A 16,220-nucleotide genomic window follows, 5' to 3' on the forward strand; every position below is an offset into this window, starting at 1 on the left:
GCCTCATCTCATCTGGCTTGCGCCGTTGACATCCAGCACCGCCCCCGACAGCGACACCTGAGAGGGCCGCAGGACAAAGGCGACAAGTTCCGCGACCTCGTCGGTTTCCGCCATGCGGCCAGTCGGGATGCCCGCCAAGGCCGCCGCCGCCCCGTGTTCCGCCACATAAGCCTCTGACATCGCTGTCCTGACCCAGCCCGGCGCGATGGCCAGGGCCTGAATGTTGTCCGGACCAAAGCCGCGCGCGATGCTTTGCGTCAGGTTGATCAGCGCGGCCTTGGTCGCACCGTAGGACATGGCCTCGGCCCGGTACCCCCCCTGCCCCGCGCGCGAGGCGATGTTGACGATGCGGCCACCGCCATGAGTGCGGAAATGTCCGATGGCCGCGCGGCACAGGTCCGCCGCCGCAATCAGGTTCAGCTGGATGTCGGACGCCCAGACCCTGTGCCAGTCGTCCAGCGCGTCATCGACGGACGAGGGTGTCAGCTGACCCGCGTTGTTCACCAGGGCGTCGATGCGGCCCATCTGCGCCTCTGACTCTCGCCACAGGGCGGTGGGCCCATCGGGCGTCGACAGGTCGGCCTGAATGGCTATGGCATCGCCCAGGTCCGACGCCAGCGCCCGCGCGGCATCGCCGCTGCGCGCGTAGTGCAGGACCACGCGTGCGCCGTCCTGCGCCAGCTGGCGGGCGATGGCGCGACCGATCGATCCGGTCGCGCCCGTCACCAGCACGCATTTGTCTGACAAGGGCGCGGTCATTCCTTGATGTACCAGCCCCAGGGGCGATGCGCGTCCCAGGTCGTGATCTGCTTGGTCTCAAGGTAGTTGTTCAGACCCCATTCGCCCAGTTCACGACCGAAACCCGACTGCTTGTAGCCGCCCCAGGGCGCCTCGGTGAAGGTCGGTTGGGAACAGTTGACCCAGACGATCCCGGCGCGAAAGGCACGGGCAACGCGCTCTGCGCGCTCCAGATCCTTGGACATGACCGCCGCGCCAAGGCCGAAGCGCGTGTCATTGGCAAGGCGGATGGCCTCTTCCTCGGTCTTGAAGGGTTTCACACAGACCACCGGGCCAAAGATTTCCTCGGTCCAGATGGTGGCGTCCTCGGGAACATCGGCAAAGATCGTCGGTTCGACATAGCAGCCGTCTTCGAGACCTGTGGGAATGCCGCCGCCGGAAACAAGACGTGCCTCGCGCTTGCCGGTTTCGATCCAGTCCAGCACCTTTTCGTGCTGCGACTTGCTGACCAGCGGCCCAAGCAAGACCCCCTCCTCCAGCCCATGCCCGATCTTGATTTTGCGCGCCTCGGTCACCAGCCGGTCCATCACCGCCTCATAGGCGCTGTCCTCGATCAGGACGCGCGAGGTGGCGGAACAGACTTCGCCCTGGTTCCAGAAGATGCCGAACAGAATCCACTCCACCGCTTCCTCGACCGGCGTATCGGCAAAAACCACCAGCGGGGACTTGCCGCCCAGTTCCAGCGAGACCGCCTTGATGTCGCGGGCGGCGGCGGCCATGATCCGCGATCCGGTCGGCACCGACCCGGTGAATGCCAGTTTGTCGACCAGCGGATGTTCGGTCAGCGGCTGTCCGGCCTCGGGGCCAAAGCCTGTGACCATGTTCAGCACGCCCGGCGGCAGACCCGCCTCATTGGCGATCTCGCCCAGTTCCAGCGCCGTGACCGATGTCAGTTCCGATGGCTTCAGGACCATGCAGCAGCCCGCCGCCAGCGCCGGGGCCACCTTCCACGACGCCATCAGCAGTGGGAAGTTCCACGGGATGATCGCCCCGGCCACGCCGATGGGTTCCTTGACCGCCTTGGAGGTAAACCCCTCCATGCCCAGCGGCACGTTCTGTTCGTGACCGTCCAGACCCTCGGCCAGATCGGCGTAGAAATGGAACACCCCGGCGGTGTCCTCGATGTCCCAGACCGCTTCGGGCAGGGGTTTGCCGTTGTCCTGAACCTCGATCCGGGCCAGCGCATCGGTGCGCGCCGCGATCAGGTCGCCCATCCTGCGAAGGCAGGCGGCACGTTCCGCGCCGCTCATGCGTGGCCAGGGCCCCTCGTCAAAGGCGCGCCGCGCCGCCTTGACCGCCTTGTCGATATCCGTGGCGTCGCCGCGCGGCACCTGGTGGAACACCGTATTGTTCGACGGATCGACCGCATCGAAAGTCGCGCCGCTGGTCGGCGCGACATAGGCGCCGTCGATGAAAATCTGGGTCTTCATGGGAAACCTCACATGTGCCGCGTCACGCCGCCATCGACGCGCAAGGATTGGCCGGTGATGTAGCTGCTGTCGTCTGTAAGCAGGAAGGCCGCGACCTTGGCCTGTTCCTCGGCCCGGGCAAGGCGGCCCAGAGCGGACATGTCAGCGTATTTCTGCGGCAGGTCGAGACTGTCGGTAAAGCCGGGCAGCAGGCAGTTCATGCGGATATTCGCCGGGCCGTAGCGATCCGAGTAAAGCTTGGTAAAGGACGAGACACCGGCGCGGTAGACCGAGGAGGTCGGAAAGATCAGCGAGGGCTCGAAGGCCGAAAAGGTCGTAATATTCACGATCGACCCGCCGCCCTGCGCCTCCATCACCGGGGTCAGCAGCTTGGCCATGCGCAGGACGGGCTTGATCACCATCTCGTTGGCGCGATCCCAATCCTCTTCCGGGATGTCCAGCAGGTCGCCCTTGGGCGGGCCGCCCACATGGATCAGGCAGGCATCGATGCGGCCATAGGTGGACATGGCCAGATCGAACACCGCCTGGGTATCCGCCGCCGTTTCGGCGCGGCCGCGATGGGCGACACCACCCAGTTCGGCGGCCAGGATTTCGCAGCTCTCCGAGGGCGACATCAGCGCCAGCTTGTAGCCGCGAGCGTGCATTTCACGGGCCGTCGCGGCGCCCATGCCGCGCCCGCCACCGATGATGAGGCATGTCTTTTCGGTCATGGTCCTCTCCTTAGAAACGATTGATACGGTAGGGGTGCAGATCAAGGTCGGGCCGTTCGCCCGCGATCAGCTGCCCCATGAGTTTTGCCGTCGTCGCGGCATAGGTCAGGCCCAGATGGCCGTGTCCCGTGGCATAGAAAACGCCCGGCGTCTTTGCGCTGGCAGACATGACGGGAACGGTGTCGGCCATGGCCGGACGGTGGCCCATCCACTCTGTGCTGTCCTTGACCCGCAGGCCCGGCAGCGCCTCTTTCGCGCGGCGCACGGTGATCTTCGAGCGCCGCCAGTCGGGCGGCGTGTCAAGGCCCGCCATTTCCACGGTGCCCCCGATGCGCAGGCCGCCCGCCGTCGGCGAGACCATGAAAGCCTTGGCCGGCCAGATGATCGAATGGCTCAGGCTGACGCCCGGGTCCATGATCTGTGTGTGATAGCCGCGCTCGGTTTCCAGCGGGATCGGCTCGCCCAGCTGTTTCGCCATACGCGCGGTAAACGCCCCCGCGGCCAGGACAACCTCCTGACACTCCAACCGGCGGCCATCGGCCAGCAGGGCGGCCTCGATCCGGCCCGACCGGTCAAAGCCCGCCACTTCGGCGCGCTCGACCGTGCCGCCTGCCGCCTCGAACCTGTTGACCAGTTCGGTCACGATGCGAAACGGGTCGCGCACCGTGCGGTTGTCGGGCAAGAGCAGCGCCTTCTTGATCCGCCCGTCGATCTCGGGTTCCAGATCATGCAGCTGGTTGTGCCCGAGCACCTCGTAGTCAAAGCCGAAACGGTCAAGCATCTCGATCCGCTCGCGATCCGCCGCGAACTCCGTCTCATCCGCGTAGAGCGACAGGCAGCCGGTGTCGGAAAGGTGATCGGACAGGCCGAGGTCGCGCAGCATCTCTTGCGTGTCCGCCAAAGCCCGCGCGCACAGCGCCGCGCCCTGCGCTTCCAGGTCGCGCAGCTTCGACGGGCGCGAGGCCAGCAGGAAGCGCCAGAACCAGGGGATGAGGCGCGGCATATAGGCCGGGCGCACGCAGATCGGTCCTTCGGGATCCAGCAGCCAGCCGGGGATCTGCCGCCAGACGGAAGGGCGCGAGGCCGGCATGAACTCGGTCACGGCGATCGACGCCATGTTGCCATAACTCGCGCCGCGCCCCGGCGCGTCCCGGTCGATCAGGATCACGCGGCGCCCGCGCCGCTGAAGGTCCAGTGCGATGGCCGCGCCGATGACGCCGGCGCCGATCACAAGTGTGGGTTTGGTCATGGTCGATCTCTTGCGGAATGAGGGGCGCAAAGACCGCGCCCCTCCAGCTTGGTCACATGGCGAGGATGGGCGCCATCGCTTCCTTGAACTCGGCCTTTTCGGCCTCGGTCAGCGGCCCGAGCGGCGCGCGGCATTCGCCCACGGGCATGCCCTGAAGTTCGGCGCCATATTTGATCTTTTGCACGAATTTGCCGGATTCCAGGATGTTCATCGCGCGGTAGAGCTTCATCATCAGCGACTTTGCCGCCACCAGATCGCCGGCCTTGTAAAGGCGGTCCAGTTCGCAGCACGCCTTGGCCATGCAGTTGGACGGGCCGCAGATCCAGGACTCCGCACCCCAAAACATGAAGTCCAGCGCGATGTCGTCCGAACCCGAGATCAACTGAATCTTACCCTCGTAGCGCGACACGATATCGATGGCCCGTTGCAGAACCCCCGAGGATTCCTTGATCCCGATGACACGCGGGTTGTCCGCGAAGTGATCCATCAACTCGAACGAGATGTCGTCGCCGTCCTTCGCCGGGTAGCTATAGAGCACGAGGTTCACATCGACCTCGGCCAGCACCGTCTCGTAGTGCTTGATCAGCTCTTCCTGCGTCGGACGGGTGTAGAAGGGCGGCGCGAGCAGTACGTTGTCATAGCCGATTTCCTTGGCCATCGCGGTCTGTTCGATCACTTCGCGCGTGGCGGGCGCGTTGGTGCCCGCGATCAGGATTTCGTCGTCATTGGCGAAATCCTTGACGAATTGCAGGACAGCGCGGCGCTCTTCGGTGGTCTGGCTGAAGTATTCCCCGGTGGAGCCGTTGGGCACCCAGCCGGTCACGCCGCTGTCGCGGAAATGGGTCAGCAGCTTGCCGAACGCGTCGAAGTCGATCTTGTTGTCGGCGTCGAAGGGCGTGACCAGCGCAGGCATGACGCCCGACAGTTTGACGTTGTAGCTCATGGGTTTGTCCTTTTCTTGACGGGAAGGTAACCGCGCCGTTCGACGGTCGGGAAGGCGTCGCCCCGGCGCACGTAGTTGGTGTTCTGGGTCAGCGGACGCGGGGTGAAATCCCACGTCTCACTGCGACCTGTTGCCAGCGCGGAATCTACGATCTTGCGCGCGCGCTGGCTGGCGGTCACGGTGTCGGGCAGGCTGTCCAGCGGCCATGTCGCTTCGGCCAGGTCGGCAAGCCGCGCCTCTTCCGCGTGCCCCTGCCCTGCGAGGTTGGTCTGTTCCAGCGGATCGCTGGCCAGGTCATAAAGCTGCGGCGGGTAGGCGCGCGAGATCACCAGTTTCATGTCGCCATCGCGCACGCAGACGCGCGGCGCGGCCGTGCCGCCGTCGATATGTTCCACAAACACCGGCCCCGAGGCGTCTTCGCCCCGCACCGCCGACAACAGGCTGCGCCCGTCGAGCGGCGTCGCGATCTGATCGGCGATGCCGGCGATGTCCAGCAGTGTCGGGAATATGTCGACAAGACTTGCGGGCGCGGAAACGCGGCTCGGGCCATGTTCGGGATGCGCCACGATCAGGGGCACACGAACCGCGGGCTCGAACAGCGTCTTCTTGAACCACATGCCGCGCTCGCCGATCATGTCGCCATGGTCAGAGGCAAAAAGAACCACGGTGTTGTCGGCAAAGCCGCTGTCGTCCAGCGCGGTCATCAGGCGCCCGAACAGGGCGTCGACATAGGAAATCATGCCGTAATAGCCGCGCCGCGCCCGGATGTAATCCTGCTCGGTCAAGGTGCAGCGGTCCTGGCCGTAGTGGTAGTACAGGGACCGGCTGTGCGGATCGCGGTCTTCGACGGCGATATCCGGCACGCGCGGCGGCTCGATCTCGGCCGCGTCGTATAGATCCCAGAACTCCGGCGTAATGACATAGGGATCGTGCGGATGGGTCAGCGAAACCGTCATCATGAACGGTCGGTCATCCTCGCCGCGTGCCCGAGCGTAAAGCTCGCGCACCGCGTGGTGGATCACGTCCTCGTCGTAGTCGATCTGCATCGAGCGGGCCACAGGCCCCGCGTCACGCACCGTGTCGATGGTCGAGACGCCGAATTCATAGGCGCGCTCGTCATCCTCGGCCACATCGGCAAAACGCGGCTCGGGCGTCCAGGACATGTCGGCGGGATAGATTTCCGTGGTCAGCCGTTCCTCGAACCCGTGGAACTGGTCGGGGCCGACAAAATGCATCTTGCCGGAGATGCAGGTGTAATAGCCCGCCCGGCGCAGGTAATGCGCAAAGGTCGGCGTCGAGGCGGTGAACTCGGCCCCGTTGTCGAACGCTCCGACACGCGACGGCAACCGCCCCGCCATCATCCCGAAACGCGACGGCGCGCAGAGCGGATAGGGGCAATAGGCGTTCTCGAACACCGTGCCGCGCGCGGCCAGCGCGTCGATATTGGGCGTCTTGCAGACCGTGCCGCCATAGGCGTTCAGCACGAAGGACGTCAGCTGATCGACCATGAAGAGAAGGATGTTCGGGCGGGTCATTGGCGCGCGGCCTTCTGCTCGGCCACGGTGCGCGCCACGAGATCCTTGTAAAGCGCCCGGATGCGTTCGGTCACGGGGCAACTGCCATCGCCGATGTCCTTGCCGTCGATGCTGGCCACGCGGGTCTGCGCCCCGAAGGTTCCGGTCAGAAAGGCCTCGTCCGCGCCGTAGGCCTCGTAAAGCGAGAAGTTCTTTTCCTTCACCGGAATGCCGTTTGCGCGGCAGATCCGGATCACATTGGCGCGGGTCACACCGTTCATGCAGTAATCGCCGGTCGAGGTCCAAACCTCGCCGTCCCGCACGATAAAGAAGTTGCAGGCGTTGGTGGTGTTCACAAAGCCATGTGGATCGAGCATCAGCCCTTCGTCCGCGCCCGCCGCCTCGGCCTGAAGGCAGGCGATGACGCAGTTGAGCTTGGAATGGCTGTTGAATTTCGGGTCCTGCGCATGCGGCAGGCCGCGCACCTGCGGGACACTGGCCAGCCGGATGCCCTTGGCCAACCCCGACGCGGGCACCGAATGCTCGACGATGGCAACGATCGTCGGCCCCCATTTCGACAGCGAGGGATGCTGGAACGGCTTGGCCTTGCGCCCCCGCGTGATCATCAGCCGGCAATGCGCGTCGCCGGTCATGCCGTTGGCGCGGGCGGTGTCATCCAGCAGCGCCCGGATGTCATCCCGCGACAGGCCGATATTCAGCGCGACCGCCTTGCAGGACTGGAACAGCCGGTCCATGTGCGCGTCAAAGAACGCCCATTCGCCATCATAGAGGCGCATCCCCTCCCACATGCCGTCGCCCAGCATGAAGCCGCTGTCGTAGACCGAAACGACGGCCTCGTCCTTGGGCACGAGCTGGCCGTTGACATGAATCAACAGCTGCTCGTTGCGCGGATCTTCTTCCGCTGTGTGGGTGGTCTGGCGATCCATCATGGCGATGCCTCAATGCGCGACGATCTGGCTCAGGAACGCCTTGGTGCGCTCGTTCTGAGGGTTGTCGAAGAACTGGTCGGGCGGACCCTGTTCGATGATCTGCCCTTCGGCCATGAAGATCACGCGATCCGCAACCCGCCGCGCAAAGCCCATCTCGTGGGTGACGCAGACCATGGTCATGCCTTCCTCGGCGAGGCCCACCATCACGTCCAGCACTTCCGAAATCATTTCCGGGTCCAGCGCCGAGGTCGGCTCGTCGAACAACATGATCTGCGGCGACATACACAGCGCCCGGGCGATCGCCACGCGCTGTTGCTGACCGCCAGACAATTCGCCAGGGTATTTGTGCGCCTGTTCGGGGATCTTCACCCGCTCCAGCAGGCGCATGGCGGTCTCTTCGGCCTCGGTCCGGTTCAGCCGACCGGACAGGACGGGCGCCAGCGTGCAGTTTTCCAGCACCGTCATATGTGGAAACAGGTTGAAGTTCTGAAACACCATGCCCGCATCGCGGCGGATTTCGTCGATATGATCGAGATCGTCATCTAGCGGCGTACCGTTGACCTCGATCAGCCCGGACTGGTGTTCCTCCAGCCGGTTGATGCAGCGGATCAGGGTCGATTTGCCAGAGCCCGACGGGCCGCAGATCACCACCTTTTCGCCGCGGGCGATTTCAAGATCCACGTCATGCAGCGCGTGGAACGAGCCATAGAACTTGTTCATGGCGGAAATACGGATGGCAGGTTCGCTCATTTCAGGGCTCCTCAGCGGGTCCCGACGCGCAGGCGGCGTTCGAGATAGGCGCCGTAGCGCGACAGGGAAAAGACGAAGACAAAGAAGATCAGCCCGACGAAAACGTACATTTCGATGGTGGCAAAGTTCCATTCGGCGGTGCCGGAGGCCGCACGCCCCGACGCCATCACATCGAAGAAGCCGATGATCGTGACCAGCGAGGTCTCCTTGAAGGTGATGACGATCTGATTGATCGTCGGCGGCAGGGCGTTGCGGAACGCCTGCGGCAGGATGATGTAGCCGATGCGCTGCCAGTAGGTCATGCCAAGCGCCTTGGCGGCCTCTTCCTGCCCGGCCGGCAAGGCCTGCATGCCGCCCCGGATGATCTCGGCCTGATAGCAGGCAAAGAACAGCGCATAGCCGACGATGACCCGGTAAAGCTTGTCCCCGATGGCCCAGCCCGGCAGGACAAAGGGCAGCACGATGGCAAAGGTGAACATGATCGACAGCAGCGGCAGCGAGCGAACCGTGTCGATCACCAGCGCCATGGTCCGGGCGATCCACGGCAGTTCAGACCGGCGCAGCAGGGCGAACACGATGGCCAACGGCATGCCCAGCAGAACCACGGCGGCAAAGATGAACACCGTCAGGGCCAGGCCGCCCCAGTTCTGTTCCGTCACCTCGGGCAGGCCGAACAGGCCGCCGCGCATCAGGATGTAGAAGGCGGCAAAACCGGCGACCCAAAGAACCGGCAAGCGGCGCGGCGACCAGAACCAGGGCACGCAGGACAGGATCGCCACGACCACCATGATCGCGCAAGCCAGTCCCGAGCGCCATTGCTCTTCGAACGGGTACAGACCGAACAGCACGATGCGCCAGCGGGCTGCCACGATGGACCAGCAGGCCCCGCCATGCATGTTCTCCCGGCAGACATCGCCCTGCCCTGCGCCGAAGGTCGCGTTGACCAGGGCCCAGCTGACCAGGGACCAGCCCAGCCACAGCGCGAGCGTGGCGAAGACGATGCTGACGATGGTATCGCGCCGGGTGGAGAAGTACCGGCCCTTGAGGGACTCGGCAAACGACGGCTGCGGGACGGAGGCGGGGATCACGTCGGTCATGCGCTCAGATCCTCAGCTGGGTGCCCTTGAGCTTGATCGCGTCGTTCACGCGATTGAGCACAAAGGAAATCGTGTAGTTGATGGTCAGGAAGCCGCCCATCAGGATCGCGATCAGTTCAAGTGTCTGGCCGCTCTGGTTGATGGCTGTGGAGATCACCATGAAGAAATCGGTGAAGCTGATGGCGATGCCGATCGTGGTCGCCTTGAACAGCCAGACATACTGGTTGATCAGCGTTGGCATGACGATACGGAGGGCAAGCGGCATCCGGATGCGGCTGAAGATCTGCCACGATGTCAGACCCAATGCATGCCCGGCCTCTGTCTGACCGCGCGGTACAGCGTTGAAGCCCGCGCGCACGATCTCGGCGATATAGGCGGCGCCATAGATGGCGATGGCCGTCACGCAGGCCATGAGCTCGGGCGAGACGCGGATGCCTTCCTTGTAGTTCAGGCCCCGTTGTTCCGGAATGTTGACCAGCGGCGTATCGGGAATGCGGCCCAGCCACATGCACAGCACCGCAGCCAGACCGGCGAGGCCCCAGAGCACAAGGCGCTCCTTGCGCGCCTGCGCCACCGTGGCTTGCGACCAGCGTCCGTTGCGCAGCCACAGAGCCGCCCCAAAGGCGGCTGCAAGGGCGCAGAAGGCCAGCACAACGGACCCGCCGGTCACGTTCAGACCCGGCAGGTAGATGCCGCGCCCGGTAAAGGCGAAAACACCCAGCAGGGGTTCGACGTCCCGGGGCGCGGGCAGGCCCAGAAGCACAGTATACCAGAACAGCAGTTGCAGGATCAGCGGCACGTTTCGGAACACCTCGACAAAGCAGGTGCCGACCAGTTCGGCCATGCCGTTGCCTGACGTCCGCATCACGCCCACCGCGATCCCGATCACTGTCGCGATTGGCAGGGCCAATGCGCCAAGAAATAGCGAGTTGAGAATACCGACAAGGATGGCCTTCCAATACGGCGACGAGGTCGAATACTCGATCAGCGAAAAGCTGATGCGCCAACCGGTCGTGCGCTCCAGAAAGCCGAAGCCCGAGGTCATTCCCTGCGCGTCAAGGTTGGTCTTGCCGACCACGACGAAGGCAACCGCCAGGGCGATGATCGAGCCCACGAACGCGACTTGAAAGCCTGTATCGCGGACGCGCTTGTCCTTCAGGAAAGAAGCCATACTGCTTTTCCTCGGCTGGGTTTGTTTGACGAAAATTCAAGGGTTCGTCCCGGCCGTGGAGTGGGGCGGCCGGGACAATGCGCATCATCAGTCCACGATGAACGGGTAGAAAACGCCACCTTCGTTATAAAGCGCGTTGATACCGCGCGGCAGGTCGTAGGGCGAACCGGACCCGATGTTGCGATCATAGATCTCGGCCATGTTGCCGACGTCCTTGATCATGTTGTAGGCCCAATCGTTGTCCAGACCCAGGCGGTCGCCATAGCCCGGCGTGTTGCCCAGGAACTTGGCGATGGTTTCGGACGGCGGGTTTGCCTTGAACTTGTCCACGTTTTTCGAGGTGATGCCTTCCATTTCGGCGAACCACAGTGACGACAGCATCCAGTTCTGGACGTCCAGCCAGTCTGCGTCGCCCTCGGGCACGATGATGCCCTCGGCTTCGAGCGCGATGACGTCGGGCAGGATCACGTGGTTCTCGGCACCGTCAGGCGCATCGACCCGGCCAGCCGCAAGGCTCGGCGCCCATTCCACCAGTGCGTCGCAGCGGCCGTCATAATAGGCTTTGCGCAGTTCATCGCCGTTCTCGAAGGTCAGAAGCTCGGCTTCGATATCGTGCGTTTCAAGGAAGGTTGCCGTGGCGCGTTCGGTCGACGTGCCTGCGCCGACACACAGCGTGCCGCCATCGAGATCGGCGATGCTTTCCGCACCCAGATCCGCCTTGGCCATCGCTTGGAACGCGCCGATGAAATACGGCGTCGAGTAGGCAAGGTTCAGTTCCGTATCGCGGCTTTGCGTCCAGCCCGAAACCTTGATGACGACGTCGATATCGCCGGATTGCAGGGCGGGCCAACGCTGCGCCCAGCTGATCGGCACGATTTCCAGATTGCCCTCGGAGGTGCCGAACAGGCCTGCGCTCAGGGCGCGGCAAAGATCGATGTCAACGCCTTTCCAATTGCCCTGATCGTCCACCTCAGCAAAGCCCAGGAACGAGCCGTTGTGGCCGGAACACAAGAGAGAGCCGCGCTCCAGAACAGTTTTCAGGCGGCTGTCTTCGGCAACCTGCGCCTGTGCAGAAACAGCGGTCAGCATGGTCGTGGCCATCAGGCCCAGTGAAAGTCTTTTCATGTTGTCTTCCCTGTTGTCGACATAGTGTCTGCACGTTAGCTTGTCGTCACATTGTCGACATGTCAATACTTTTGAAATTATGACGGTGCAGCGCTATAGCGATGCTGAAAATCGACGCGAGGACGTGAAGTTATGTCGAAGGTTGAAGTGAAGACGCAAAAGCAGGCCAAGGGCCTCGGCGCACGTCACGTCTATGAGACGCTCAAAAAAGAGATCCTCACACTGGCTCTGGAGCCGGGTACGCCTTTGGACGAAACCACGCTCAGCCAGCGATTCGCCATGTCCCGTTCACCGATCCGCGAAGCGCTTGTCCGGCTTTCGGCCGACGGGTTGGTGGAAATGCTGTCAAACCGCTCGACGCTGGTTGCCCCGATCAACCTTGCCGAGTTCCCACGGTATGTCGAAGCATTGGACTTCCTGCAAAGGATCAACACGCGCTTGGCAGCGCGGCATGCCACCCCGGACGACATCAAGAAAATGCGTGCCTTGGCAAAAGCGTTCGACGACGCCTGCCGCGCCAATGACTATCTCGCGATGTCGGCAACCAATCGCGACTTTCACATGTCTATCGCGAATGCGGGCCGCAACCTTTATCTGGCACGCAGTTATGGGCAACTTCTCGATGAAGGGCGCCGGATTCTGCACATGCATTTCGACTATATCCGGCGCTCGGACACCGATGCCCTGTTGAACCCGGAACACTACGAAATGATCGATGCGATCGAGAAAAGAGACATCTCGTTGGCGGACCGTCTGGCGCACGAACACACCCGCCAGTTTCACAACAGATTCATGGAATTCCTGCGGGCCCGATACGACGACGACTTCGAATTCGAGCTCGAAACGCCGATCTCAGGCTCTGAAGACTAGAAAAGGATTGTCCGGGCGATGCGTGAAAGATCAGCACGCCTTTCGGCCACTGGTTGGATGAATAATCGCTCGCGACACCAGCGATCCGAACCTGCCTGTTGGGAACCGATGCGGACACCGCCGGCACCATGACCACGCAAGCAATAGGCAGCTTGCGGCGTACCGCCGATCTGGCGCACTGCCTCCGCGATCGTCGCGCCTTGCCCTTGCAGAACTTCAACCTGCCGAAGCTTCGATACAATCTCTTCGGGCTTTTCTCGCTTTCCAGCCATCGCTGATCCTCCACTTCGCGGGACAATCTATCCCAGTTGGTGGACCACTTTCAGGGGGCTACTCCAATGAAGGCAAGGCGATTGATGCGCTTTCGAGGCTCGCGGATGTCAAGCGGCGCCGCGGGAACACGGATGGCAAATCGCACGTGACGCCGATCCGACACAAGACGTGAGGCGCATCCCGCCAACTCACATCGCACCAGGCACCGCCCTGCATTCCTCGTCGCATCGTGCGAACCCGGGCAGAACGGGCCCGGGCGCACAACTCAGGGAAACTGGACGCCATCGGCGCCTGGGCGCGATGGCGTCCAGTTCAGCATTGCCGTTCCGGGACCGAAATGATCAGGCCGTCCAGATCTTCCGAAATCGGGATCTGGCAGGCCAGCCTTGACGTCGTCGGGTCCGGCTCATGTGCAAAGTCCAGCATATCCTCTTCGATCGGGCTGCGCTCTGGCATGCGAGCAACCCAGTCTCCGGCAACATAGACATGGCAGGTCGAACAGGCGCAGGCACCACCGCATTCCGCCTCGATTCCACGAACACCGTCATTTCGCGCCACTTCCATCAAGGACAGGCCAATTGTTGCAGAGACAACCCTGCGGCTGCCATCGGCCTCGACAAAGGTCACTTCAACCATGTTTTGTAATCCTCAGCTCGACTTGGCCGGGAGTTGCGCCAGGGCCTCGACCTCGACCAGGAATTCCGGACGGGTAAACCCGCTGACGATCACCAGGGTAGAGGCCGGTTTGACGGGCAGATGCGCGACCCGCGCATCGCGTGCCTCCATATAGGCCGCCATGTCCTCACGCCGTGTCACGAATGCGGAAAACCGCAACACATGGGATACATCGGCACCTGCCTCGGCAAGGATCGCATCAATGTAATCGAAACAAAGCTCGGCCTGCGCCCGCACATCCGTCGGAATGGTGCCATCCTTGGCCAGCGCCAATTGCCCGGAGGTCACGATCAGCCCCCCCTCCGCTGCACCATGGGAATAGGCCCCGAAAGGCGACGGCAGGGCTCCTGGGATAAGTGCTTTCATTCTTTCTCTCCGGGTTCAGCAAGACCACAGCGGGTCAGGAACAATTGGATGGCTTCATTTGCGATGCGGTCCGCATCGAGAGGTGTATCCGGCTCGGCATCCATCAACATACGTGTCTGCACCTCGTATTCGGCATAGTGCTGCGTCACCGCCCACATGTTGATCTGGAACAGCAGGGGGTCGACCGGGGCAATCTTGCCCTCGTCGATCCATGCCCGGATCACATCCGACGCGTCGTCGACCGCCGCACGCAACCCGGGCCAGTGGTCGGCCATTTCCGGTGCGCCGCGTGCCATTTCCTTGGCAAAGAGCCGCGAACTGTCAGGATGCTCCAGTGCATGCCTGATCTTGCGTTCGATATAGGCTCGGATCGCTGTTTCCGGATCGTCGCGGCTGGAGGACAAAAAGAAGATCTCGCGCCATTCGGACAGGATGTACCCCAGAGCCTCCTGGTAGAGGTCTTCTTTGCTGGAAATGTAGTAGTGCAGTTGCGCCTTGGATATACCCGCGGCATCGGCAATCGCCTGGGTTGACGTGCCGGCCAGACCGTTGCGCGCAAATTCCCGAATGGCCGCGTCGCGAATGGTATCGCGCATCAGCGTGCGTTTTTTCTGTGCGACATTCATTTGTTATCGCCTCGGTTTGCGCGCATCAGATGCGCGCCAGTTTACGTTCGACCCGGCCCAGGAATGCCTCTCGGTCAGATTTGGACCTGTGGTTCATACTATGCAATTGAAGCCAGGTTACCCGGCACATGCGATTGAACAACATCCGGAACCCCCGCATCATCAGCGATCTGTTCGGGTCACGGATGATGCGCAGCCACCACCAGGGAGACCCCGAGGTTGTGACAACAGTGAACCGTCGGATATTCCGCAAATTGCCACTGGGCCGCTTGCCTTTCGCCGAAGGAATGCCGAAAGCGACGCCCGGCAGCCAGACCCGTTCCAGCCAGCCCTTGAGGATCGCGGGCGGGCCGTACATCCATGTCGGATAGATCAATACCAGGCTTTCAGCCCAAAGCATTGCGTCGACATGTGTGCGGAGTTTGTCGGCGAGGCGATCGGGCTGTGATTGGTAGAGCGACCAGTCCTCCGTCGACAGGACCGGATCGAACCCCTCGCGATACAGGTCAATCACATGCAGGTCGTGCCCCTGTCCCGCCAGCGTCCAGCATGCCATGTCGAGGAGCGCGGCACCAAAGCTTTCGGCACTTGGATGCGCAAAGACGATGAGTGTCCGCATTGGCCGCGCTCCTCGGAGTGGATCAGTTGCCGGTCAGTGCGGACTTGATGTCCAGACCATGGCCCTTGTTGACAAAACTGGTGTCAGCCACTTTTGACAGATCCACGGCTCCGGCTTCGATGATGCCCGACTCCACGGCGAGGTCATGAAAGGCCTGAATCCGCTCGGAGCTCAACGCACCGATTCCCAGGTCCAGCGCCTCGCCGACATCAATGATGCCCAGTTTGTCGAATTGGGCCATTTCCTTGTCCAACTTGGCGACGGTCATTTCCGGGTTGGCCGCGATGATGGCGTCATAGGCCGCAGTGCGATCCCCGTAGAGGTAGTTGTACCAACCTTCGATGGAGGCATCCAGGAAACGCTGGACCAGGTCGGGGTTCTCATCCACAAGCTCCTGCCGGGTCTCGATGGTGGTCGCGTAAGTGCTCCAGCCGTGATCCGCGAGGAGGAAGGTATCCACCTCCGCCCCCTGATTGGCGGCATAGATCGGCTCTGCCGTGCCGTAGGCCTGCTGTACCAGCGCCTCGTCATTGAGGAACTGCGCCAGGTTGAAGCCGTAGGGACGCAGCTGTTCGTCCTGGAAGTCATGCTCGTCGACCAGCCACTGCCAGAAGCTGAACTGCCCGTCCTTGGAAACCAGAACCGTCGGCGCGGACGCAAGCGCGGCGAAATCCTCGTATTGCCCGGCATGGGCCATCAGCGCCTGCGGGTCCTTCTGGAAAAAGGCCGCGACGACGGTTGTCGGAATGCCGTTGCGCACGTTGTCGAAAGACAGGAGCAGGTTGCCCGCCATCAAGAAATCCAGCCGTCCGGCAGACAGCATCGGGCGGTTGTTGACCTGCGGACCACCCGGGCGGATCTCGACGTCGAGCCCGTATTTCTCATAGGTCCCGTCGGCCAGGGCCTGGTAGAAACCACCGTGCCCACCTTGCGCCAGCCAGTTGGTGCCAAACACCACTTTATCGTCTGCCCAGACGGCGCCCGCCGTCAGGATACCGCATAGGGCTCCAAGGGCCGTTTTCATCGTTTTCATGGTTTCCTCCTTGTTGGTCCT

18 protein-coding genes are annotated in these 16,220 nt (G+C 62.7%); 1 reads left to right on the forward strand and 17 read right to left on the reverse strand.

The features are described from left to right. Positions 1 to 3: 3 nt before the first annotated feature. The 11 genes from G9Q80_RS03095 to G9Q80_RS03145 form a co-directional block, all read right to left on the reverse strand. Positions 4 to 759 carry an SDR family NAD(P)-dependent oxidoreductase gene (locus G9Q80_RS03095; protein WP_088716504.1) on the reverse strand — a complete coding sequence of 252 codons (756 nt, stop codon included), beginning with the start codon at positions 757 to 759 and terminating at the stop codon, positions 4 to 6. After that, positions 756 to 2,228 (reverse strand): aldehyde dehydrogenase family protein, encoded by a 1,473-nt coding sequence (locus G9Q80_RS03100; protein WP_088716503.1) that lies wholly within the window; start codon positions 2,226 to 2,228, stop codon positions 756 to 758. Before G9Q80_RS03100 ends, G9Q80_RS03095 begins: the two co-directional genes overlap by 4 nt. 8 nt (positions 2,229 to 2,236) lie before the next feature. Then, positions 2,237 to 2,938 carry an SDR family oxidoreductase gene (locus G9Q80_RS03105; RefSeq protein WP_088670937.1) on the reverse strand — a complete coding sequence of 234 codons (702 nt, stop codon included), beginning with the start codon at positions 2,936 to 2,938 and terminating at the stop codon, positions 2,237 to 2,239. 10 nt (positions 2,939 to 2,948) lie between these two features. Next, entirely contained in the window at positions 2,949 to 4,187 is a 1,239-nt protein-coding gene (locus tag G9Q80_RS03110; protein WP_088670938.1) for an NAD(P)/FAD-dependent oxidoreductase, read from the reverse strand. A 52-nt stretch (positions 4,188 to 4,239) separates the two neighbouring features. Next, complete coding sequence (locus G9Q80_RS03115) at positions 4,240 to 5,130, reverse strand: dihydrodipicolinate synthase family protein (protein WP_088702402.1); 891 nt, start codon at positions 5,128 to 5,130, stop codon at positions 4,240 to 4,242. Next, a complete protein-coding gene (gene betC, locus G9Q80_RS03120; protein ID WP_088716502.1) occupies positions 5,127 to 6,665 on the reverse strand; it encodes a choline-sulfatase in 1,539 nt (512 codons plus the stop codon). Before betC ends, G9Q80_RS03115 begins: the two co-directional genes overlap by 4 nt. Then, the gene (locus G9Q80_RS03125; RefSeq protein WP_379862608.1) at positions 6,662 to 7,594 is read right to left on the reverse strand and encodes an aminotransferase class IV; all 933 of its coding nucleotides are present in this window, start codon (positions 7,592 to 7,594) and stop codon (positions 6,662 to 6,664) included. The genes betC and G9Q80_RS03125 overlap by 4 nt, the downstream gene beginning before the upstream one ends. A gap of 9 nt (positions 7,595 to 7,603) precedes the next feature. After that, positions 7,604 to 8,344: an amino acid ABC transporter ATP-binding protein gene (locus tag G9Q80_RS03130; protein WP_088716501.1), complete on the reverse strand. Its 741-nt coding sequence runs from the start codon at positions 8,342 to 8,344 to the stop codon at positions 7,604 to 7,606. Positions 8,345 to 8,355: 11 nt separating this feature from the next. Beyond that, a complete protein-coding gene (locus G9Q80_RS03135) occupies positions 8,356 to 9,441 on the reverse strand; it encodes an amino acid ABC transporter permease (RefSeq protein ID WP_043144465.1) in 1,086 nt (361 codons plus the stop codon). A 4-nt stretch (positions 9,442 to 9,445) separates the two neighbouring features. Beyond that, on the reverse strand, positions 9,446 to 10,612 hold the full coding sequence (locus G9Q80_RS03140; RefSeq protein WP_088670940.1) for an amino acid ABC transporter permease: 1,167 nt from the start codon (positions 10,610 to 10,612) through the stop codon (positions 9,446 to 9,448). An 87-nt stretch (positions 10,613 to 10,699) separates the two neighbouring features. Next, positions 10,700 to 11,737, reverse strand: coding sequence for a transporter substrate-binding domain-containing protein (locus tag G9Q80_RS03145; RefSeq protein WP_043144467.1), 1,038 nt, complete (start codon positions 11,735 to 11,737; stop codon positions 10,700 to 10,702). 132 nt (positions 11,738 to 11,869) lie between these two features. Between G9Q80_RS03145 and G9Q80_RS03150 the strand changes: the two genes are divergently transcribed. Continuing rightward, on the forward strand, positions 11,870 to 12,607 hold the full coding sequence (locus tag G9Q80_RS03150; protein WP_069086710.1) for a GntR family transcriptional regulator: 738 nt from the start codon (positions 11,870 to 11,872) through the stop codon (positions 12,605 to 12,607). On the opposite strand, the gene G9Q80_RS03155 is transcribed toward G9Q80_RS03150, so the two are convergent. The 6 genes from G9Q80_RS03155 to G9Q80_RS03180 form a co-directional block, all read right to left on the reverse strand. After that, entirely contained in the window at positions 12,604 to 12,879 is a 276-nt protein-coding gene (locus tag G9Q80_RS03155; protein ID WP_133065825.1) for a hypothetical protein, read from the reverse strand. The two genes, G9Q80_RS03150 and G9Q80_RS03155, sit on opposite strands and share 4 nt — an antisense overlap. Positions 12,880 to 13,192: 313 nt before the next feature. Continuing rightward, on the reverse strand, positions 13,193 to 13,516 hold the full coding sequence (locus G9Q80_RS03160; protein ID WP_043144468.1) for a 2Fe-2S iron-sulfur cluster-binding protein: 324 nt from the start codon (positions 13,514 to 13,516) through the stop codon (positions 13,193 to 13,195). A gap of 12 nt (positions 13,517 to 13,528) precedes the next feature. Then, positions 13,529 to 13,921: a RidA family protein gene (locus tag G9Q80_RS03165; protein ID WP_043144469.1), complete on the reverse strand. Its 393-nt coding sequence runs from the start codon at positions 13,919 to 13,921 to the stop codon at positions 13,529 to 13,531. After that, positions 13,918 to 14,547: a TetR family transcriptional regulator C-terminal domain-containing protein gene (locus G9Q80_RS03170; RefSeq protein WP_069211760.1), complete on the reverse strand. Its 630-nt coding sequence runs from the start codon at positions 14,545 to 14,547 to the stop codon at positions 13,918 to 13,920. The genes G9Q80_RS03165 and G9Q80_RS03170 overlap by 4 nt, the downstream gene beginning before the upstream one ends. A 25-nt stretch (positions 14,548 to 14,572) precedes the next feature. Beyond that, a complete protein-coding gene (locus G9Q80_RS03175; RefSeq protein ID WP_088716500.1) occupies positions 14,573 to 15,166 on the reverse strand; it encodes an NAD(P)H-dependent oxidoreductase in 594 nt (197 codons plus the stop codon). 22 nt (positions 15,167 to 15,188) lie between these two features. Then, a complete protein-coding gene (locus G9Q80_RS03180) occupies positions 15,189 to 16,199 on the reverse strand; it encodes an ABC transporter substrate-binding protein (RefSeq protein ID WP_088716499.1) in 1,011 nt (336 codons plus the stop codon). Positions 16,200 to 16,220: the final 21 nt, after the last annotated feature.

The sequence above is a fragment of the Mameliella sp. LZ-28 genome (assembly GCF_012274245.1).
Lineage (GTDB): Bacteria > Pseudomonadota > Alphaproteobacteria > Rhodobacterales > Rhodobacteraceae > Antarctobacter > Antarctobacter albus.